Below are 20,406 nucleotides of genomic sequence, written 5' to 3' on the forward strand. Positions count from 1 at the left end.
GCTGATTGATGAAAGGTCTCTCGACGCCCTTTATTCTGCGCCCGGTAGCCACCTCGCTGCTGATGCTGGCGTTTCTGATCGCCGGCCTGGTTTCCTGGCGGCTGTTGCCGGTCGCTGCGCTGCCGCAGGTGGATTACCCGATCATTCAGGTGTTTACCTTTCAGCCGGGTGCCGGGCCGGAGGTGACGGCGCGCACCATCACCGCACCGCTTGAACGCTACCTCGGCCAGATTCCGGGCCTGAAGCAGATGTCCTCGACCAGCTCCGGTGGGGCGTCGGTCATTACCCTGCAGTTTGATCTCGGCGAGGATCTGGGCGTTGCCGAGCAGGAAGTGCAGGCGGCAATGAATACCGCCGACAGTCTGCTGCCGAATGACCTGCCAACGCCGCCGATCTACCGCAAGGTCAACCCGGCGGACGCGCCAATTCTGACCTTGGCGATTACCTCCGACAGCCTGCCGCTGCCGGAGGTGCACGACCTTGTCGACACCCGCATGGCGCAGAAACTGGCGCAGATTTCCGGTGTTGGCCTGGTCAGCCTGGCTGGTGGTCAGCGGCCGGCGGTGCGGGTGCTGGTCAACCCGATGGCGCTGGCGTCCTACGGGCTCAGTCTCGATCAGGTGCGCCAGAGCATTGCCGCTACCAACGTCAACCAGCCCAAGGGCAGTTTCGACGGCCCGACGCGCAGCACCATGCTCGATGCCAACGACCAGATTCGCTCGGTCGAGGATTACCGCAAGCTGATCCTCACCTGGCAGGACGGTGCACCGCTGCGGCTCGGTGACGTTGCCACCATTATTGACGGTGCCGAAGACCGTTTTCTCGCCGCCTGGGCCGATGGCCAGCCGGCGGTACTGCTGAATGTCCAGCGTCAGCCGGGTGCCAACGTGATCGAGGTCACTGACCGGGTGCGTGAGTTGCTGCCGCAGCTGGCTGGCACCTTGCCTTCGGCGGTGGATGTCACCGTGTTGACCGACCGTACCCACAGCATTCGCGCCTCGGTACGTGACACCCAGAAGGAACTGCTGTTTGCGGTTGCTCTGGTGGTATTGGTCACGTTCGTCTTCCTGCGCAGCATTCCGGCGACCATCATCCCCAGTATCGCGGTACCGCTGTCGCTGGTCGGCACCTTTGCCTTCATGTATCTGATGGACTTCTCGGTCAATAACCTGACCCTGATGGCGTTGACTATTGCCACCGGCTTTGTGGTGGATGACGCCATCGTCATGCTGGAGAACGTGGCGCGGCACCGGGAGATGGGCGAAACGCCGATGCAGGCGGCGCTCAAGGGCGCGGGTGAGATCGGTTTTACCCTGATGTCACTGACCTTCTCGCTGGTCGCGGTGCTGATTCCGTTGCTGTTCATGCCGGATGTGGTGGGGCGGCTGTTCCACGAGTTTGCCATCACCCTGGCGGTGGCCATCGTCATCTCGCTGGTGGTGTCGCTGACGCTGACGCCGATGATGTGCGCGCGCATGCTCAGCACGCCGCCGCAGGAGAAGTCCGACGGTTTGCTGCATGGGGTGATTGAACGCTACGGCCGCGCGCTGGACTGGGTGCTGGACCGCCAGACCCCGGCGCTGCTGGTGATGCTCGGCACCATCGCCTTGACCGGGTTGCTGTACCTTGCGGTCGACAAGGACTTCTTTCCGGTGCAGGACAGCAACGTCATCCAGGTGGTGACTGAAGGCCCGCAGGACATTTCCTTTACCGCGATGGCCGAGCGGCAACAGCAGCTGGCGCAGTCACTGCTGCAGGACCCGGGCATCGAGAGTCTGTCGTCATTTATCGGTGTGGACGGCGTCAACGTGACGGTCAACAGCGGGCGCATCCTGGTCAACCTGCCGCCGCACGATCAGCGCGACGAGAGCCTGTTCGAGGTGATGGCGCGGCTGCGCGAGCGGGCTGCGAGCGTCGACGGTATCAGCGCCTGGTTCCAGCCGGTGCAGGAGCTGACCATCGAAGACCGGGTCAGCCGCACCCAGTACCAGTTCAGCCTGACTAGCCTCGACAGCGATGCGCTGCATGAGTGGGTGCCGCAGATGGTCGCCGCACTCAACGCCCGCCCGGAGCTGAGCGAGGTGGCGGCGGATCTGCAGCAGCGCGGGATGCAGGCCTATGTGGAGATTGACCGCGACGCGGCAGCGCGTTTCGGGCTGGATGTGACCGACATTGCCAACACCCTCTACAACGCCTTCGGTCAGCGCCAGATCGCCACCCTGTTTACTCAGTCCAACCAGTACCGGGTGATCATGGAGGTCGACCCGCAATTCGCCGGAGACCCGGAGGGTCTGCAACGGCTGTTTATCACTACTGCAGACGGGAGCTCGGTGCCGCTGGCCAGTGTGGCGCGGGTACAACAGCGGGCGGCGCCGCTGCTGATCAATCATCAGGGCCAGTTTCCTGCGACCACGGTATCGTTCAACCTGGCTGATGGCGCGTCGCTGGGTGAAGCGGTTGAGGCGATTGAGCAAGTGCAGCAGGCGCTGGGCCTGCCGGCGACCATCGAACTGCGCTTTCAGGGCGCGGCCGAGGCCTTCCGTGCGTCGCTCGGCAACACCCTGTGGTTGATTCTGGCGGCGGTACTGACCATGTATATCGTGCTGGGGGTGCTCTACGAGAGCACCATTCACCCGGTCACCATTCTCTCGACCTTGCCGTCCGCCACGGTGGGCGCGCTGCTGGCGCTGCTGCTCACCGATCGGGCGCTGGACATGATCTCGGTGGTTGGCATCGTGCTGCTGATCGGCCTGGTCAAGAAGAACGGCATCATGATGGTCGACTTTGCCTTGGAGGCGCAGCGCAATCAGGGCATGAGCCCGCGTGAAGCGATCCATCGGGCAGCGATGTTGCGTTTCCGGCCGATCTTGATGACCACGCTGGCGGCCTTGTTTGGCGCACTGCCGCTGATGCTGGCCAGCGGTTCGGGTGCCGAACTGCGCCAGCCGCTGGGCGTGGTCATGGTGGGCGGTCTGCTGGTCAGCCAGGTGCTGACCCTGTTCACCACGCCGGTGGTCTATCTGTTCTTCGACCGTCTGGCCGGCAAGCCGACGGCGCAACCGGTTGAGGCGCTGGAGTGAGCGGCGGATTTCTGCATCGCCCGATCGGGCTGACGCTGGCTGCCGTGGCGCTGGTGCTGTCCGGCCTGCTGTGCTGGCGCCTGCTGCCGGTCGCGCCGCTGCCACAGCTGGATGTACCGATGATTGTGGTCACCGCCAGTTTGCCCGGGGCCAGCCCGGAGAGCATGGCAACCACGGTGGCAACGCCGCTGGAGCGGGCGTTGGGCGCCATTTCCGGGGTAACCGGTATCTCTTCCAACAGCAGTCAGGGTTCGGCGCAGATTGCGCTGACCTTCGAGCTGGGGCGCGACCTGAATGAAGCCGCCCGGGAAGTGCAGGCCGCCATCAACACGGTGCGCGGCGACTTGCCGGCAGGCATGCCCGGCAACCCGCAGTATCGCAAGATCGACCCGTCCCAGGCGCCGATCATGGGGCTGGCGTTGAGCTCGCCCAACCTGTCGCCAAGCGCGCTGTACGATATCGGCTCGACCATTCTGGCGCAGAAGCTGGCGCAGATCTCCGGCGTGGGTGAGGTCAGCGTGGATGGCGCCTCTCTGCCGGCAGTGCGCGTGCAGCTCGATGCCGGCGCGCTGCTGCATTACGGTATTGCCCTGGACGAGGTGCGCAGCGCCATCGCTAACAGCAATGCGTTGCGCCCGCTCGGGGTGATCGAGCAGGGCGAGCACCGCTGGCAGGTGCAGACCAGCGATTCGCTGCGCACCGCGGCGGCCTATCGGCTGCTGGTGATCCGTCATCAGGAGGGTGCGGTGGTGCGCCTCGGTGATGTCGCCAGGGTCACCGACTCGGTTGAGGACCGCTACAGCAGCGGCTTTCATAACGAGCGTCAGGCGGTGGTGCTGAGCATCAGCCGGCAGAGCGGTGCCAATATCGTCGAGACCATCGACAACATCTATGCTCGGCTGCCGCAACTGATCAACCTGTTGCCCGAAGACGCGCAGCTGTCGGTGGTGATGGATCGCTCACCGGTGATTCGCGCCACCCTGCGCGAGGCGCAGATTTCCCTGCTGCTGGCTACGCTGCTGGTGGTCGCCGTGGTTTGGCTGTTCCTCGGCAATTTGCGTGCGGCGCTGATTCCGTCGACGGCGATTCCGGTCTCGCTGATCGGCAGCTTTGTAGTCATGTATTTCTTCGGCTTCTCGCTCAACAACCTGTCGCTGATGGCGCTGATCGTCGGTGCCGGCCTGGTGGTGGATGACGCCATTGTGGTGCTGGAGAACGTCCAGCGGCACATGGGCAACGGCCTGTCGCCGCTGGACGCCGCAGCGCGCAGCGCCCGAGAGCTGCGCTTTACCCTGATTGCCATGACGCTGGCACTGGCGGTGGTGTTTGCCTCGATCCTGTTGCTGGGCGGTCTGATCCGTCAGCTGTTCGAGGAGTTTTCCATCACCCTGGTGGCGGCCATGCTGATCTCGCTGCTGGTATCGCTGACGCTGACGCCCAGCCTGTGCGCGCTGTGGCTGAAACCCACGCCGGCCGGGCACAAACAGGATGATAGGGACTCCCTGTTTGCCAGACTGCGCGGTGGCTACGACCGCTCGCTGCATTGGACGCTCAACCATAGACCGATCGCGCTGCTGGTGCTGCTGGCGGCGATCGGCAGCAGTGTCTGGCTGGCAGCAAACCTGCCGGAAGAAGCGCTGCCGCAGCAGGATTCGGGGCAGATTCGCGGCTTCCTGCGCGGCGATGACGGCATGTCGTTCCAGATCATGCAGCCGAAGATCGAGGCCTACCGGCAGTACATTCTGGCCGATCCGGCGGTCGCCGACCTGACCGGCACCAGCGGCGGCAGCGGCGGTCTGACCAACGCCCAGCTGACCATTCGGCTCAAACCGCTGGCCGAACGCAAGGTGTCCGCCCAGGCGGTGGTCGATCGCCTGCGTGCCAACGCACCGGCGGTGCCGGGTGTGTTGATGATGCTGATGGTCGATCAGGATCTGCAGTTCCGTCCGCCGTATCGACGCAGTGAATACGAGGTACTGCTGCGTTCGGACTCGCTGGCGCAGCTCAAGGTGTGGTCGCGCAAGGTTGCCCAGGCGATGACGCAGAGCCCGCTGCTGGTGGATGTGGATTCGATGGACGGCGACGAGACTCGTCAGGTGGTGCTCGATATCGACCGCGAAGCCGCGCGGCGTCTCGGCATCGATATGCAGACTATCGCCTCGACCCTGAACAACTCCTTCTCCCAGCGTCAGGTTGCCACCCTGTACGACGAGCTGAACCAGTATCGGGTGGTGATGGAGCTGGACTCGCGCTACACCGAGCGCCCTGAAGTGCTGGCCCAGCTCGAGGTCATGGGCTCGGAGGGGCAGCGGGTGCCACTCTCCAGCTTCGCTACCTGGGGTTACGGCATGGCCGAAGACCGCGTGCGCCACGAAGGGCAGTTTGCCTCGATGGGCGTGGGGTATGCGCTGGCGCCGGGCGTCACCGAAGCGCAGGCCAAGGAGGCCATCGCGCAGATTCTCAACGAGGTGATGTTGCCGAGCGATGTGCATGAGGCACCGCCGTCGGCCAACGATTTTGGCGCTGCGGTTGAGCCGTGGATCTTTGTTGCCGTGCTGCTGGCGGTGTATCTGGTGCTCGGTGTGCTCTACGAGAGTACGCTGCATCCGCTGACCATTCTCTCGACCCTGCCGCCGGCCGGGCTGGGCGCGCTGCTGGCGCTCAAGTTCGGCGGCCAGAGTCTGAGTCTGATCGCCATGCTGGGGCTGTTCCTGCTGATCGGTATCGTGATGAAGAACGCCATCATGATGATCGACTTCGCGCTGGAGCTGCAGCGCCGCGAAGGGCTCAATCCGCAGCAGAGTATTCACCGCGCCGCGCTGCTGCGACTGCGACCGATTTTGATGACCAACCTCGCCGGCATGCTCGGCGCGGTGCCGTTGATCATGGGCTTTGGCGAAGGTGCCGAGATGCGCCGCCCGCTGGGGATCACCATTTTTGGTGGCTTGGCGCTGAGCCAATTGCTGACGCTGTACACCACGCCGGCGGTCTATCTGTATCTGGAAAACCTGCGTCAGCGCGTGTTGCGCCGTGGTGCAACCGAACCTTCCTCACCCTCAACCTGATCGGGGCTGTTACCGATGAAGCTCTCCCTGCTGTCTACCTCTGTTGTTCTGGCCACTGCGCTGATTGGCGGCTGTACGCTCGGCCCGGATTACCGGGTGCCGACCACGGTCGAGCCCTCAGCGCTGCGCTATGACCAGGGCTGGCAGCCGATGCCGGAACAAAGCTGGGCAGCCAGCGGGCGCTGGTGGGAAGTGTTTGGCGATGCCGCGCTGAATGCGCTGATCGAGGAAGCCAATCAGCGCAACCAGACGCTGGCGCAGGCTGAAGCCCGTTATCGCGCAGCATTGGCGCAGCGCAGGCTGAGCACTGGAGAATACAGCCCGACCCTGAGCGCGGCGCTGGATACCGCACGCAGCGGCGGCAGTGAAGTCAGTACCGGCACCCGCAGCAGCGCGCAGCTGGGTATCAGTTGGGAGCTGGATCTGTGGGGGCGGGTGCGCCGTCAGGTCGAATCCGATACCGCTGCGCTGGAAGCCAGTGCGGCGGATCTGGCCGCCGCCCGGCTGTCGATTCAGTCGGCCGTGATCAACAGCTACATCAATCTGCGCGCCCAGGACCTGCAGTATCGGCTGCTGGAGCAGACGCTGGCGTCCTCAGCCCGTTCGGCCCAGCTGACGCGCAACCAGTACGACGCCGGCATCGTCTCCCGCGCCGACGTGATTCAGGCCGAAACCCAGCTGCAGTCACTGCGCAGTGACCTGTACGACCTGCAGAATCAGCGGGCGCTGGAACAGAACACCATCGCCGCGCTGCTGGGCCGTGCCCCGGTCGATCTGGAACTGGCGGTAGTCGAGGCGCTGCCCGCGGTGCCGCCGATTCCGGCGCAACTGCCAGCGGAGCTGATTGCCCGCCGCCCGGATGTGGTCTCTGCCGAGCGCGGCGTCGCAGCAGCCAACGCCGATATCGGCGTCGCCATCACCGCCTGGTTACCCACCCTGACGCTGGGCGGCAGCGCCGGTGTCAGCGGCAGTTCGATCAGCGACCTCTGGGATACCCCGGTGCGGGTCTGGTCGGTTGGACCCAGTCTGGCGCAAACGCTGTTTGACGGCGGCCGGCGCAGTGCTGCCCGAGACGCTGCCCTGGCCCGCTACGACGAACAGGTCGCCGCCTACCGTCAGACCGTACTCGACGCACTGGCCGATGTGGAAAATGCGCTGGCGACCACTGCAATTTTGCGCGAGAAGGCGGTCCAGCAGGATCGGCTGGTTGAGCTGGCAGAGGAAAACGAACGGGTAATCACCAATCGCTACCAGTCCGGTCTGGTTTCCTATCTGGAAGTATCGATTGCCCAGAACACCACGCTCAGCGCCAAACGCGGACGCATCAGTGTCACCAGCGCCCGGCTTGCCGCAGCTGCCGAGTTGGCTTCGGCCATCGGGGGTGGCTGGCAGGTGGGTGACGATGTGGGGGATGCGGCAGCGCGGCCGGAGCAGTAAGCACCGGCGGGCCTGTCAGATTCCGCCTTCAGTCAATTTCGCCGGGTCCAGCAGGCGGGTCAGTTCGTCTCGACTAAGATCGGTGTTTTCCGCGGCTACATCAACAATCGGTCGACCTTCCTTGTAGGCCTGTTTGGCGATCTCGGCGGCTTTCTGGTAGCCGATGATCGGGTTCAGAGCGGTCACCAGTATCGGGTTGCGCGCCAGTGCCTGCTGCAGTCGGTCCTCGCGCACGGTAAAGCCGGCTATGGCCTTGTCGGCCAGCAGGCGAGTGACATTGCTCAGCAGGTTCAGGCTCTCCAGCAGGTTGCGTGCGACCAGCGGCAGCATGACGTTCAGCTCGAAATTGCCGGACTGGCCGGCGAGGGTGATGGTGGCGTCGTTGCCGATGACCTGGGCGGCGGCCATGGCGGCCGCCTCCGGAATCACCGGGTTGACCTTGCCCGGCATGATCGAGGAGCCGGGTTGCAGTGCCTCCAGCTCGATCTCGCCAAGCCCGGCCAGTGGCCCTGAGTTCATCCAGCGCAGGTCGTTGGCGATCTTGGTGATGCTGACGGCCAGGGTCTTCAGTTGCCCGGACAGGGCAACGGCGATGTCCTGCGAGCCGATGTGGGTGAAGAAGTTGGCCGCCGGGGCAAAGGTTATGCCGGTGCTGGCGCTCAGTGCGCGGCAGAAGTGCTCGGCGAACGCGGGGTGGGCGTTGACGCCGGTGCCGACCGCCGTGCCGCCCTGGGCGAGACTGTGCAGCATGGGTTGCAGCTGCTCCAGGCGCTGGCGGTTGCCTTCGATCTGATCGGCCCAGGTGTCGAGAGTCTGGCTCAGGCGCACCGGCATGGCATCCATCAGATGGGTGCGGCCGGTTTTGACATGGTGCTCAACGGTGCGTGCCTTGGCTCGGGTGACCTGCTCGAAATGCTGCAGTGCAGGCATCAGGTCTTCATGCAGGGCCAGTGCGGCGCTGATGTGGATGCTGGAGGGGATGGTGTCGTTGCTGCTTTGGCTGCAGTTGACGTGATCGTTGGGGTTGATGGTCTGGCCGCTGTTGCGGCTGGCCAGGGTGGCGAGCACTTCGTTGGCGTTCATGTTGGAACTGGTGCCGGAGCCGGTCTGAAACACATCGACCGGAAAGTGCTGCATGTAATCATCGGCTTTCAGCAGCTCATCGACGGCATGGCAGATGGCCTTGGCCATTGGCGCGGGCAACTGGTCCAGTTCGGCGTTGGCACTGGCAGCGGCACGCTTCGCCAGCAGCAGGGCGCGAATAAAGCGCTTGGGCATCGGTTGGCCGCTGACCGGAAAGTTGTTGACGGCGCGCTGGGTTTGGGCAGCATAGAGGGCGTCGCCCGGTACCTGCAGCTCGCCCATGCTGTCTCGTTCAATGCGGCTGGTGCTCATTTGCGCTACTCCCTGATCGGCTGAAACGGCTGTCTGCTTCCATGCTCAGACCACGGACGCAGACAGGTGTTCAGCATAGCGCGTATACGCAGCCAATGGCCGAGGGGCGGAATGAGACGCGCCTGCGGCGTCTTGCGCTTGCCTCCCCCGGATGACCGGGGGAGGCAAGGGAGGTCAGAAGCGGTACTTGGCCGTCGCTGTCACGCTGCGCGGAGCGCCGTAGGTCAATGCGCCATAGGCGTCGAAGATGTCGAAGTACTTCTCATCGGTGACGTTGTTGGCGTTTAGCTGCGCCGACAGGTTGTCAGTGATGTCGTAGCGCGCCATCAGGTTGACCAGTGCGTAGGCGTCCTGCTCGATTTTCTCCAGTTGATCGTCGGGGTTGGTTGCATAGGTATAGATGCTGTCCTGCCAGTTGACGCCGCCGCCAATGGTCAAGCGATTCCACTCACCCGAGAAGCGGTAAGTAGTGAAGGTGCGCAGCAATTTTGTCGGGTACAGGGTGTTGACGGCTTTGCCGTCAGCGTCTTCGACTTCAAACTGGGTATAGCCAGCACCGATGTTCCAGCCGGGCGTCAGCTCGCCAGACATCTCCAGTTCGAAGCCCTTACTGGTAGCGCCTTCGCTGGCTTCATAGGCAAGTTCGCCAGTCGGACTGCCCGGAATCACTACCCCGGTGCTGACAGCCAGGTTGTCCTGTTCGATCTTGAAGATGGCGGCGGAGGCGTTCAATCGGCCGTCGAACAGTTCGCTTTTCAAACCCAGCTCATAGCTCTTGCCGACAATCGGCTCAATCTGCTGGCCGTTGGCATCGCGCTCGGACTGGGGCAGGAAGATATCGGTGTAGCTGGCGTAGGCCGACACGCTGTCGGTCAGGTCGTAGACGACGCCGGCGTAGGGTGTCAGCTCGTGGTTGACGTCGGTTTTGCTGACCGCGGAATAGATATCGTCAGCTTCTTTCTCGTAGTTGCTGTCCCGTGCGCCCAGAATCACCTTCAGATCGTCGGTGATGTTCAGGCGGGTGGCTGCGTAAAGTCCGTGCTGAGTAACGTCACCGTAACCGTAGGTGATCAGGTTGCCCCAGACCGGTTCCGGGAAATCACCGTCATAGCTGTCAAAGTCGGCGACGCCGCCGTAACCGGTCAGCGCTTGTCGTGTGTCGGCGTCGAACTTCTGCTCACTGTGGATATAGCCGAAGGCAAGGTCATGCTCGCGTTCAAACAGCGTGATCGGACCATCCAGACGAATGCTGTAGTCATCCTGCACTGTTCGGGTTTCGTATATGGCGGGGAAGCTGCTCATCGGTTCGGTACCTGTCCTGTCCGGGTTGCCGGAGAGGTACAACAGGCGGGATTCGGCGTTGCGTTCACCCCGGGTATAGCTGAGATTCAGCTGCCAGTCATTACCGAAGCGGTGATCGAGATTGATGAAGCGGGTCTCGTAGCTGCTGTCCCACTTGCTCCAGTCGGCAGAGGTGGTTTTAGAGCGATTCCAGTCAGTGCGTGAGCCGTCTGCATACCATACCGGAAGGCCACCCCAGATGGGCGAGTCGGAATTGTTTTCCTGGCGGCTCAGCCCGAACCACAGTGTTGTGTTCTCGGTGAGGTCGATGTCCATGGTGCCGTACAGAGTTTCGCGCTGGTTGCTGTGCAAGTCGATCCAGCTGTCACCATCGTTGTATTCGCCGACCAGACGGGCGCGCACAGTGCCGGCCTCGTTGACTGCGAAGGACACGTCTCCGAGGGTTCCCCAGGTATCCCAGGTACCGCCGCTGACTTCCACAGACCCGGTCAGATAGGTGCTGTTCGCGCGCTTTCGCGCCATATTCAGTGAGGCGGACGGATCGCCCACACCGGCCATCAGACCGTTGGCGCCGCGTACCACCTCGACGCGGTCATACATGGCCAAGCTGCTGAAGATCTCGCCGGAGCTCCACGGCTGCTCCCAGATGGTCGGCACGCCATCGATCATCAGGGCGTTGATGTCGAAACCGCGGGCGTTGAACTGGGCGCGACTGGTCTCGTAGCGGTTGACCGATACACCGACGGTGTTGTTTACGACATCCAGAATGGTTTGCAGATTCTGATCTTCAATCTGCTGCTGGGTGACCACGGTAACCGATTGGGGGGTCTCGCGAAGGGAGAGAGTCAAAGGTGTTGCGGTGCGCGCAGCTTCGGCGGTGTAGGCGCCGGTACCCTCGGTGGTTGTGCTGCGTTGTCCCTGGCCGGTGACGCTGATTGGTGCGAGCAGCACGTCTTCTTCGCTGGCGGTCTGCGCAGCGACCGGAAGAACAGTGACGGCTGAGCCGGCGGCTAGAAGGTGAATTGCCAGAGTCAGCGGGCGAATTCCCCGGGAGGTTTGCTGACATGGGGAGGTAGTGGTCGGCATGTAACGCGCTCCTTTTTATATGCTAGTGATTATGAGAATCGTTCGCATTGTATTTACATATTGAGCGGAACGCAAAGAGTGACTGACTTGGGTTGCTGCGGAGTGGGGAGGGTTGGTCTGCGAGCACCGCCAGGGTGCCCGCGGTCCGGGATTACTGCGCTTGATCTTGCCGCAGGGTGGCGCGGCTCCAGTCGAGCAGCTGCTGGGCCAGGGTATCGGCGGCACTGCTGAGGCCGTCGACCACGGCGGGCACGGCGGTGTCGGTCAGCGGTTGACTGACGCGGAAGTGACGGCTGGCAATGACGCCGCGTGAGCCGGGATCAACCAGCTTGGCATCCAGCTCGATGATGGCACTGACACTGTCGCCCCGGTACAGCGTCTGGAACTGGCGCAGGTCGCTGTAGAGCTGGATGTCGGTCTGCAGCGCATGAACCTCGGTACTGACGCTTTTGAAGCTGCCACTTTGCTGGAACGCCTGCACCAGATGTTCACGCAGCAGAACGGGGTTAGGGTCGGTCCAGCGCGCACCCTGGTAACTGGTCAGGGTATTGCCCTCAGGCGTCACCATGATCCTTGGGGTCTGCAGCGAGTAGCTGGCAGTCGGCGTAATGATGCGCAGCGAGTGGGGCAGCGGAGGCTGGCTGCTCGTGGCCAGCCGAGGTGCAGGCAGTTGATAGGTGGTCAGCGGCTCGCTCTCGGGTAGCACCGAGCAGGCTGACATCAGCGTCAGTCCGAGCAGTCCGGCGGCCAGGCGGATACGGGTCATGGGGTGAACTCCTGTTGCGCTTCGCGGCCGAGCAGGAAGCGGGTTGGATCGTCCTGCAGGCGGCGGCTGAGTAATCTGAGGTCGGCCAGGGTATTGCGCAGGTCGTTGAGCGCCGGGTCAAGCTGACCCAGGCCCTGGGCTCCGCTGCTCAGTGCGTTGCGGTTTTCGCTGAGGATCTTTTCAAGCTGGCTACTGGTTTCGGCTATGGAGTCCATGGCCTGACGGGCGCTTGCGAGAGTGGCGGCGCCATCGTTGCTGAGCAGCTGGTCGGTGCGCGCGATCATCTGGTTGCTTCGCTCCAGGGTTTCGGTCGCTGCCTTGCTGGTAGCGCGCAGTTCTGCCAGCAACTGCTGCACGTTACCGTCGGGGTTGGCAATGCTGTGAGTTGCCTGATTGAGACCTTCAAGCGTCATGCTGAAACTGTTGACGTTTTCCTCGGACAGCACCTTGCGGGCGCTGACGATCAGCTTGTTGATATTGGTCATCAGGTCTTCGCCGTTGGCGAGCAGGGCGGAGATAGGGGACGGGATGGCTTCGATAATCGGATCCTGCCCTTTCGCGGCTGTCAGCGGCGGGCTGTCAGGGTCGTTGTGCGTCAGTTCGATCACCGAGGTACCGGTAATGCCGGTGAAGGACAGCCGTGCCTTGGTTGCCCGGGTGATCGGGACACTGGAGTCGATGCGGATGCGCGCACGTACAATGCGCGGATCGTCGGCATCAAGCCCCAGCTCGGTGATCTCGCCAATACGGATACCGCTGAACTGCACCGCGCTGCCGCGTGACAGACCTGTGACCGACTGCTTGAAGACAACGGTGTAGTAACGCTGGTCATCCGCGGTGCTCGAGTTGCTCAGCCAGATCGCAAAGACGATGGCTGCCAGCGCCGAGAGCACGGTGAACAAACCGATCAACACATGGTTGGCACGTGTTTCCATGGCTCTTTACTCTTCTGCTGCAAGGTGTTGGTACGCGGCGGCACGTCCGCGCGGACCGTGGAAGTAGTCTTGTACCCAGGTGTCGTCGGTCTGGGCAACGCGCTCCAGGGTGTCGGCGATCAGGACGCGCTTCTGGGACAGCACCGCGACCCGGTCACAGATGGCGTAGAGGGTATCGAGGTCGTGGGTAACCAGAAACACACTCAGCCCCAACGCATCACACAGGGTGCGAATCAACTGGTCAAACGCGGCTGCACCAATGGGGTCGAGACCCGCGGTGGGCTCGTCGAGAAACAGGATGTCGGGGTCCAGTGCCAGCGCACGGGCCAGTGCGGCACGCTTGACCATGCCGCCCGACAGCATGGATGGATATTTGTCGGCAGCCTCCGCTGGCAGCCCTGTCAGCAGCACTTTCATGCGAGCCAGGTGGTCGGCGTCGCGGCGGCTCAGGCCAATATGCTCAACCAGCGGCAGGGCAATATTTTCGGCCACGGTCAGCGAGGAAAACAGCGCGCCGGACTGGAACAGCACGCCGAAGCGGCGCTCCTGCAACGAGCGCTGTTCCTCCGACAGGGTTTGCAGGTCCTGACCAAACACCTTTACCGAACCGGCGTTAGGACGGCGCAGGCCGACGATCGAGCGCAGCAATACCGACTTGCCGGTACCGGAGCCGCCGACTACGCCAAGTACCTCCCGCGGCATGATGTCGAGGTCGAGGTTGTCGTGCACGGTCTGCTTGCCGAAGCGGTTGACCAGGCCGCGTACCTCAACGATGGGTTTGGCTACGGTTGTGTTCACCATCCCATCTCCATATAGAACAGGGCGGCCAGCGCATCGACCAGAATCACCACAAAGATGCATTGCACCACGCTGGAGGTGGTGTGCTCTCCGACCGATTCGGCGCTGCCCGAGACCTTGAAGCCCTCAAGGCAGCCAATGATGGCGACCAGAAAGGCAAATACCGGCGCCTTGGCCATGCCCAGCAGGAAGTGCTGCACACCGACATCGTCGTGCAGCAGGTTGAGGAACATGACCGGCGAGATGTCCAGACTGAAGGCGCAGACCATGGCGCCACCCAGCAAGCCCGATAGCATGGCGATGAAGGTCAGCGCCGGCAGGGTAATCAGCAGGGCGATGACCCGTGGCAACACCAGCAGTTCAAGCGGGTTGAGACCGAGGGCGCGAATAGCGTCGATTTCTTCATTGGATTTCATCGAGCCAATCTGTGCGGTGAACGCGCTGGCGGTCCGGCCTGCCATCAGAATTGCGGTCAACAGCACGCCGAATTCGCGCAGGAAGGAAAATGCCACCAGGTCTACGGTGTAAATGCTGGCGCCGAAGGTCTGCAAGACGGTGGCGCCGAGGAAGGCGATGACCGCGCCGACCATGAACGTCAGCAGGGCGACGATCGGCACCGCATTTAGCCCGGTCTGTTCAATCTGTACCGCGATGGCGGTAGGGCGCCAGCTGCGGGGTCGGAACAGGCTGCTAAACAGTCCGCTCAGGGTCAGGCCAATAAAGCCCAGCAGCTCGATGACGTGGGCCCAGTGCTGTCCCATGCTGACACCGATGCGCTCGAGCATTTCAACCAGCGGATTTGCGGCTGCCTGCTCCGGATCGGGGCCCGGTGGGCAGGTCGTTGCGATACGGGCCAGCAGTGTCTGACGTTCCCGGTTCAGGCCGGTGTCCCCACTCAGGACCTGTTGCAGCCGGTCAACGCCTAACATGTCGCAGATCAGCTGCGCGCCTGCGGTGTCGATGTGAGCGATGTCGCTGAGGTCAATCCGGGCCTGCTTTACCGCATCACCCGGCAGGTCGGCGATCAGGCTGCGAAGCTCGGCGTAATTGGCCAGGGTCCAGTCGCCGGCCAGACACAGGCTGTCGCACTGGGCGTCCGGTAGGCGAATAAAGGGAGATGTATCGGGCATTGGGGATGCCTGCGCCGTTGGGAGGCGCAGGCTCGGGGGTCATGGCTTGCGTTTGATGCCGAAGTCTTCGGACAGGGTGCCCGGGCCAGCGGCGTCCTTGGGCGCATAGTCGCGCGGCGGCTCAAGGGTGTCGAATGCCGGTTCTGCCTGGGAGCGAGACGAACTGTGCACGATGCCGGCATCCTGATCGAGCGCGGCCAGCAGACGCTGACGCGTCATGTCGTCGGGTGCCAGCTCAACGGCGCCATGGGTAAGGTGTTCCTGAATGTCCTGATAGCTGCGATTCAGGCGGCTGGCCAGGGTGGCGGTGGTCTTGAAGTGGGCGGCCACTTCCTGCTGATACTCTTCAAAACGCAGTTGCAGGCTCTCCAGCTGGGCCTGCGCGCTGCTATTACTGCCGCCGCTGACGCGCCGGGATACCTGCGCCAGCACGATGCCGACGACGACGCCCACTGCCAGTGCAATGGCTGCTGCAATCCACAGGTTTTCGCTTGCTTCCACCTTGGGTCCCTCATCTTTAGGTTGGTGCTATCAGTCCAGCGGGTGCTGCCTGTCCGAACCATGTGGTTACGGTAACGACATTTGCCGGCCAAGGCTAGGGCATTTGCACCTAAACGATGGTGGGGGGCAGGCAACTTGTCAGTGTTGTCAGGCAGGGTTCAGAATACGGCGTTTGAGTGTCGCAGCACCCTCTGGTTCCGCTGATGCGACGCCCCAGCCCACGCAGTAGTCACGGAGTCGGTCATGTCCAGAGCGAGTGAAGAGTCAATTGTTATCGAAGGGCCGTGTGGTCCTCTTGAAGCGCTGCTGACCCGTGGCGATGTGCCCGGACTTCTGGCAGTGATCTGTCATCCCAACCCCGTGCAGGGCGGGACCATGCACAACAAGGTAGTGCATACCCTGATGCGCACAGCACGGGATCTGGGGGCCAGTACCCTGCGTTTCAATTTTCGCGGCGTGGGTACCAGTGCCGGGCAGCACGACTATGGCATTGGCGAGGTGGATGACTGCCTGGCGGTGATTGACTGGGTCCTGCAGCACGAGGACGTATCGCGTCTGTGGCTGATGGGGTTCTCCTTTGGCGGCTTCGTCGCCGCTGCGGCGGCGACGCGACTGGCCCAATGGCCCGAGCGTCTGGTGTTGGTCGCACCGTCGGTTGAAAAGCAGGATTTCGCCGCGCTCAAGCCGCTGGCAGGGCCGGCCAGCGTCATGATGGGCGAGGACGATGACGTGGTCGCACCTGAGGCTGTTTACGCAGCCTTCGCCGACGAGCGCGGGGCTGAGGTTGTCCGCTTTGCCGGCACCGGGCACTTCTTTCACGGCAAGTTGGTGCTGCTTAAAGCCGAAGTGGAGCGGGTTCTGACGGATCAGGCTTGATTGCCAAGGGGCGATGCTGGCGTTAGAGTATCGCTCCCTTCGATGTCCCTACTGGTATTGCGTGCATGTCTCCCCTTGAACGATACAAGGCCGATCTTCAGCGCCCCGACTTCTTTCACGACCCTGCTCAGGAGCGTGCGGTTCAGCATCTGCAGCGGCTATTCGATGATCTGATTCGCAGCGAAAGCGAACGCACAGGGTTTTTCGGGCGGTTTCGCAAGCGCAAGCCGGAACCGGTCAAGGGCCTGTATTTCTGGGGTGGCGTAGGGCGCGGCAAGACCTATCTGGTCGATACCTTTTTTGATGCGCTGCCCTTCGAGCGCAAGATGCGCACGCACTTTCACCGTTTCATGCAGCGGGTGCATCACGAGCTCAAGGGCTTGAAGGGCGAAAAGAATCCGCTGAAGCTGATCGCGGCGCAGTTTGCCAGCGAGGCGCGCGTCATCTGTTTTGACGAGTTCTTTGTTTCCGACATTACCGATGCCATGATTCTGGGCAGTTTGATGGAAGAGTTGTTCGCCCAGGGCGTGACTCTGGTGGCAACCTCCAACATCGTGCCCGATGGCTTGTACAAGGATGGCTTGCAGCGCGCGCGTTTTCTGCCTGCCATTGCCCTGCTCAATCGTCACACCGATGTGGTCAATGTGGACAACGGCGTCGACTACCGTCTGCGCGCACTTGAGCAGGCGGAGCTGTATCACTACCCGCTGGATTGCGACGCCTATGGCAGCCTGAAGCGCAGCTTCGACAGTCTGGTGCCCGATATCAATGAAGTTGTCGAGGCCGAGGAACTGATCATCGAGAACCGCCCGATCAAGTCGGTGCGGGTCTGTGAGGATGTCGCCTGGTTCGAGTTTCGTGAGCTGTGCGATGGCCCGCGTAGCCAGAACGACTACATTGAGCTGGGCCGCATCTTCCACGCGGTGCTGATTTCCAATGTTGAACAGATGGGGGCTGCCAAGGATGACATGGCGCGTCGCTTCATCAACCTGGTCGACGAGTTCTATGACCGTAACGTCAAGCTGATTCTGTCTGCCGAAGTGCCGCTTAAGGATCTCTATTCCGGCGGACGCCTGGATTTCGAGTTCCAGCGCACGCTGAGCCGTCTGCTGGAAATGCAGTCACACGAGTTTCTTGCGCGTCCGCACAAACCCTGATTCAGGCAGCCGGTTCACGGCTGCCCTGCAGATAGGCTCGACGGTACTGGTTGGGTGACATGCCGGTGTGCTGTCTGAACAGGCGGGCGAAGAAGCTGGCGTCGTCGTAGCCGATTTCGTAGCTGATGGTCTTGATGCTCTGACTGCTGGTAATCAGCAGGGTTTTTGCCATTCCGATTCGCAGTCGCTGCAGGTAGTGCAGCGGCTTGTCCCCGGTAGCCTGGTGAAAGCGGCGCATGAAGTTGCGAATACTCATGCCGTGACGGCTGGCTACATCCTCGAAGCGAAACTTCTCCGCAAAGTGCTGTTCCAGCCACTGCTGAATTTGCAGGATCGGCAGGTCGTGATGCATCTTCTGGCCGCCAAATCCGATTACGCCGGGCGTGTAGTTGCGCTGTACTTCGTAAAACGCATCGCGGGCCAGGGTGCGCGATACCTCAGGGCTGCACAGTCGCTCCGCAAGGTGCACGAACAGGTCTCTTGCCGAGCTGATGCCGGCGGCGCAGAGCACGCCCCCTGCGTCGGTCAGGTGTTTGTCGCGCTGCAGGTCCACTGCCGGGAAGCGCCGCTGGTATTCGTCGTGAAAGCGCCAGTAAGTGGTTGCCTCCCGACCGTCGAGAAGGCCGGCTGCGGCCGGCCAGAATGCACCCAGGGCAACGGCGCCGATCAGGGCTCCTGCCTGACTTTGCTGTTGCAGCCAGGGGGCGACCTCGGGGTACTGCCCGTGCAGTTGGTCAAAATCGGCCCAGAAGGAGGGCAGAATGATCAGCTGTGGCTTGACGTCATGGATGCTGGCGTCGGCATGGATCGGGTCGCGACTGAAGCCGGTAACCGGCTGACCGTCGGGCGTTACCGTCAGCACCTCAAATCCGGGTGTCAGCCCCTGACCAAGCTGGCGGCCGGTATTCAGGCTGGCCATGTAAAAGACATCCCGGGCCTGGGCCAGGGTCGAAGTAACGGTGAAGTCGGTCGCGAGAATGGCGACCTGGCGCAGTGTTGCCGCCGGTTGCTTTGGCATCTTGTTGTCGTTTTAGGCTGAATCGGACAGATATGGCCGAAATGGCCGTGCGTCGGCAGTGTCTACCGTTTGAGACGTTTGGGTCAAGTAGCGGCCGCCCCTGGCGGGCGGCCGCAACAGGATCAGGGTGCCGGGTTCGGCTGGCTCTGATGGATCTCGGAGATCGCCCTCAGTACGCTGTCGGTCAGGCCCATGTTGATGCTGCTCAGGTTGCGGTTGAGCTGATCCATATTGGTCGCGCCAATAATGTTGCTGGTCACGAACGGCTGGCGGGTGACGAAGGCCAGGGCCATTTGTGCCGGGTCCATACCGTGGTCGCGGGCAAGCTGAACATAGCGGGCGCAGGCTTTCTGGGCTTGCGGATTGCTGTAGCGCACAAAACGTTCGAACAGGGTGATGCGCGCCTTCTCCGGGCGCAGGCCGTTGAGGTACTTGCCGGTCAGCACGCCAAAGGCGAGCGGTGAGTAGGCGAGCAGGCCGATCTGCTCGCGCATGGACATCTCGGCCAGGCCGATTTCATAGGTGCGGTTGAGCAGGTTGTAGGGGTTCTGGATCGAGACCATGCGCGGCCAGCCGCGGGATTCCGCTAGATGCAGGAAGCGACTGACGCCCCAGGGGGTTTCGTTCGACAGTCCTATATGGCGTACCTTGCCGGCCTTGATCAGAGCGTCCAGCGCCTCCAGGGTGTCTTCAAAGGAGGTCAGCTCGTCGTCCGGATTATGGCGGTAGCCGAGCTGGCCGAAGAAGTTGGTCTGCCGGTCCGGCCAGTGCAGCTGATACAGGTCAATGTAGTCTGTCTGCAGTCGCTTGAGGCTGCCTTCGATAGCCTGGTTGATATGCTCGCGGGTGAAGCGCGTACGGCCTCCGCGCAGATGGCTGATGCCGTTGCCGGGGCCGGTAATCTTGCTGGCAAGGATCCATTTCTCGCGTTCACCGCGTTGCTGGAAGAAGTTGCCAATGATGGTTTCGGTTGCGCCGCTGGTTTCTGCCTTGGGCGGCACCGGGTACATTTCGGCAGTATCGATAAAGTTGACGCCAGCGTCGCGAGCCCGGTCAATCTGGGCAAAGGCTTCCTGCTGGGTGTTCTGTTCGCCCCAGGTCATGGTGCCTAAGCACAATGCGCTGACCTTGAGGTTGCTGCGGCCTAGAGGGCGGTATTGCATGAAGTGCTCCTTGATTGCCGAAAGGACGTTTCATTATTGATCATAAGAATAAATAAGGGTTGTATTTTTTTTGCTGGTTGGCATAATGCCCGCCACTTTCGACAGGATGCCTAGCCTGTCGTTGTTGTTTACAGCACAGATGCCACCCAGACCCACGCAGCCCCCACTGAGTGTCTGTTCTAGGCTTTGTTGTCTTGTAAAAACACATTTCACTCTGTAAGATTTGCCGTCTTCTTTTGAAAGCGGCCTCTGAGGCTAGGATTAATGAAAACCTTCAGCGCAAAACCTGAAACCGTAAAACGTGATTGGTACGTCGTCGACGCCAGTGGTCTGACTCTGGGTCGTCTGGCAACCGAGGTTGCTTCACGTCTGCGCGGCAAGCACAAGCCCGAATACACCCCTCACGTTGATACCGGTGACTACATCGTCATCATCAATGCCGAGAAAGTACACGTAACCGGTAACAAGGTTCAGGACAAGATGTACTACAGCCACTCCGGTTTCCCGGGTGGTATCAAGTCCATCAACTTTGAAAAGCTGATCCAGCGCGCTCCTGAGCGTGTTATCGAGTCTGCTGTCAAAGGCATGCTGCCCAAGAACCCCCTGGGTCGTGCAATGTACCGGAAGATGAAGGTCTACAAAGGCGCTTCTCATCCGCATGCTGCACAACAGCCCCAAGAACTGAAGATCTAAGGAG

General features: G+C 62.0%; 15 protein-coding genes. 6 read left to right on the forward strand and 9 right to left on the reverse strand.

Going from position 1 to position 20,406, the window contains the following annotated elements:
* The first annotated feature begins 8 nt into the window (after positions 1-8).
* Genes B7O88_RS07430 through B7O88_RS07440 form a run of 3 tightly spaced genes read left to right on the forward strand, consistent with a single transcriptional unit; the run spans position 9 to position 7,582 of the window.
* A complete protein-coding gene (locus B7O88_RS07430; protein WP_088274760.1) occupies positions 9-3,080 on the forward strand; it encodes a multidrug efflux RND transporter permease subunit in 3,072 nt (1,023 codons plus the stop codon).
* Complete coding sequence (locus B7O88_RS07435) at positions 3,077-6,145, forward strand: efflux RND transporter permease subunit (protein WP_088274761.1); 3,069 nt, start codon at positions 3,077-3,079, stop codon at positions 6,143-6,145. Before B7O88_RS07430 ends, B7O88_RS07435 begins: the two co-directional genes overlap by 4 nt.
* A 15-nt stretch (positions 6,146-6,160) precedes the next feature.
* Complete coding sequence (locus tag B7O88_RS07440) at positions 6,161-7,582, forward strand: efflux transporter outer membrane subunit (RefSeq protein ID WP_088274763.1); 1,422 nt, start codon at positions 6,161-6,163, stop codon at positions 7,580-7,582.
* Positions 7,583-7,597: 15 nt separating this feature from the next.
* Here B7O88_RS07440 and B7O88_RS07445 read toward each other — a convergent pair whose 3' ends face one another.
* The 7 genes from B7O88_RS07445 to B7O88_RS07475 all read right to left on the reverse strand — a co-directional run bounded on the left by B7O88_RS07445 (position 7,598) and on the right by B7O88_RS07475 (position 15,495).
* A complete protein-coding gene (locus tag B7O88_RS07445; protein ID WP_088274765.1) occupies positions 7,598-8,977 on the reverse strand; it encodes a class II fumarate hydratase in 1,380 nt (459 codons plus the stop codon).
* Between the two features lie 174 nt (positions 8,978-9,151).
* Positions 9,152-11,365: a TonB-dependent siderophore receptor gene (locus B7O88_RS07450; RefSeq protein WP_088274767.1), complete on the reverse strand. Its 2,214-nt coding sequence runs from the start codon at positions 11,363-11,365 to the stop codon at positions 9,152-9,154.
* A gap of 151 nt (positions 11,366-11,516) precedes the next feature.
* On the reverse strand, positions 11,517-12,131 hold the full coding sequence (locus tag B7O88_RS07455; RefSeq protein WP_088274769.1) for an ABC-type transport auxiliary lipoprotein family protein: 615 nt from the start codon (positions 12,129-12,131) through the stop codon (positions 11,517-11,519).
* Complete coding sequence (locus B7O88_RS07460; RefSeq protein WP_088274771.1) at positions 12,128-13,066, reverse strand: MlaD family protein; 939 nt, start codon at positions 13,064-13,066, stop codon at positions 12,128-12,130. The genes B7O88_RS07455 and B7O88_RS07460 overlap by 4 nt, the downstream gene beginning before the upstream one ends.
* Before the next feature lie 6 nt (positions 13,067-13,072).
* Positions 13,073-13,867: an ABC transporter ATP-binding protein gene (locus B7O88_RS07465; protein WP_088274773.1), complete on the reverse strand. Its 795-nt coding sequence runs from the start codon at positions 13,865-13,867 to the stop codon at positions 13,073-13,075.
* Positions 13,861-14,994: an ABC transporter permease gene (locus B7O88_RS07470; protein ID WP_088274775.1), complete on the reverse strand. Its 1,134-nt coding sequence runs from the start codon at positions 14,992-14,994 to the stop codon at positions 13,861-13,863. Before B7O88_RS07470 ends, B7O88_RS07465 begins: the two co-directional genes overlap by 7 nt.
* A 39-nt stretch (positions 14,995-15,033) precedes the next feature.
* Positions 15,034-15,495 carry a Z-ring associated ZapG family protein gene (locus B7O88_RS07475; protein WP_088274777.1) on the reverse strand — a complete coding sequence of 154 codons (462 nt, stop codon included), beginning with the start codon at positions 15,493-15,495 and terminating at the stop codon, positions 15,034-15,036.
* A 243-nt stretch (positions 15,496-15,738) separates the two neighbouring features.
* Between B7O88_RS07475 and B7O88_RS07480 the strand changes: the two genes are divergently transcribed.
* Together B7O88_RS07480 and zapE are read left to right on the forward strand one after the other, a co-directional pair.
* On the forward strand, positions 15,739-16,371 hold the full coding sequence (locus B7O88_RS07480; RefSeq protein WP_088274779.1) for an alpha/beta hydrolase: 633 nt from the start codon (positions 15,739-15,741) through the stop codon (positions 16,369-16,371).
* Positions 16,372-16,436: 65 nt separating this feature from the next.
* Entirely contained in the window at positions 16,437-17,528 is a 1,092-nt protein-coding gene (zapE, locus tag B7O88_RS07485) for a cell division protein ZapE (RefSeq protein ID WP_088274781.1), read from the forward strand.
* A gap of 1 nt (position 17,529) precedes the next feature.
* Here zapE and B7O88_RS07490 read toward each other — a convergent pair whose 3' ends face one another.
* Both B7O88_RS07490 and B7O88_RS07495 read right to left on the reverse strand, forming a co-directional pair.
* Complete coding sequence (locus tag B7O88_RS07490; protein WP_088274783.1) at positions 17,530-18,546, reverse strand: GlxA family transcriptional regulator; 1,017 nt, start codon at positions 18,544-18,546, stop codon at positions 17,530-17,532.
* A 122-nt stretch (positions 18,547-18,668) separates the two neighbouring features.
* Positions 18,669-19,709 (reverse strand): NADP(H)-dependent aldo-keto reductase, encoded by a 1,041-nt coding sequence (locus tag B7O88_RS07495; protein ID WP_088274785.1) that lies wholly within the window; start codon positions 19,707-19,709, stop codon positions 18,669-18,671.
* A 264-nt stretch (positions 19,710-19,973) separates the two neighbouring features.
* On the opposite strand from B7O88_RS07495, the gene rplM reads away from it, so the two are divergent.
* Complete coding sequence (gene rplM, locus B7O88_RS07500; RefSeq protein WP_088274787.1) at positions 19,974-20,402, forward strand: 50S ribosomal protein L13; 429 nt, start codon at positions 19,974-19,976, stop codon at positions 20,400-20,402.
* The last annotated feature ends 4 nt before the right edge of the window (positions 20,403-20,406 follow it).

This window comes from Halopseudomonas aestusnigri, from assembly GCF_002197985.1.
In the GTDB taxonomy this organism is placed as follows: Bacteria; Pseudomonadota; Gammaproteobacteria; order Pseudomonadales; family Pseudomonadaceae; genus Halopseudomonas; species Halopseudomonas aestusnigri.

What these genes read in the sequence shown, in the direction of transcription:
- B7O88_RS07430 (WP_088274760.1), top strand. Translation starts at nt 9, where the DNA reads ATGAAAGGTCTCTCGACGCCCTTTATTCTGCGCCCGGTAGCCACCTCG.
- B7O88_RS07440 (WP_088274763.1), top strand. Translation starts at nt 6,161, where the DNA reads ATGAAGCTCTCCCTGCTGTCTACCTCTGTTGTTCTGGCCACTGCGCTG.
- B7O88_RS07445 (WP_088274765.1), bottom strand. Translation starts at nt 8,977, where the DNA reads ATGAGCACCAGCCGCATTGAACGAGACAGCATGGGCGAGCTGCAGGTA.
- B7O88_RS07450 (WP_088274767.1), bottom strand. Translation starts at nt 11,365, where the DNA reads ATGCCGACCACTACCTCCCCATGTCAGCAAACCTCCCGGGGAATTCGC.
- B7O88_RS07455 (WP_088274769.1), bottom strand. Translation starts at nt 12,131, where the DNA reads ATGACCCGTATCCGCCTGGCCGCCGGACTGCTCGGACTGACGCTGATG.
- B7O88_RS07460 (WP_088274771.1), bottom strand. Translation starts at nt 13,066, where the DNA reads ATGGAAACACGTGCCAACCATGTGTTGATCGGTTTGTTCACCGTGCTC.
- B7O88_RS07465 (WP_088274773.1), bottom strand. Translation starts at nt 13,867, where the DNA reads ATGGTGAACACAACCGTAGCCAAACCCATCGTTGAGGTACGCGGCCTG.
- B7O88_RS07470 (WP_088274775.1), bottom strand. Translation starts at nt 14,994, where the DNA reads ATGCCCGATACATCTCCCTTTATTCGCCTACCGGACGCCCAGTGCGAC.
- B7O88_RS07480 (WP_088274779.1), top strand. Translation starts at nt 15,739, where the DNA reads ATGTCCAGAGCGAGTGAAGAGTCAATTGTTATCGAAGGGCCGTGTGGT.
- zapE (WP_088274781.1), top strand. Translation starts at nt 16,437, where the DNA reads ATGTCTCCCCTTGAACGATACAAGGCCGATCTTCAGCGCCCCGACTTC.
- B7O88_RS07490 (WP_088274783.1), bottom strand. Translation starts at nt 18,546, where the DNA reads ATGCCAAAGCAACCGGCGGCAACACTGCGCCAGGTCGCCATTCTCGCG.
- B7O88_RS07495 (WP_088274785.1), bottom strand. Translation starts at nt 19,709, where the DNA reads ATGCAATACCGCCCTCTAGGCCGCAGCAACCTCAAGGTCAGCGCATTG.
- rplM (WP_088274787.1), top strand. Translation starts at nt 19,974, where the DNA reads ATGAAAACCTTCAGCGCAAAACCTGAAACCGTAAAACGTGATTGGTAC.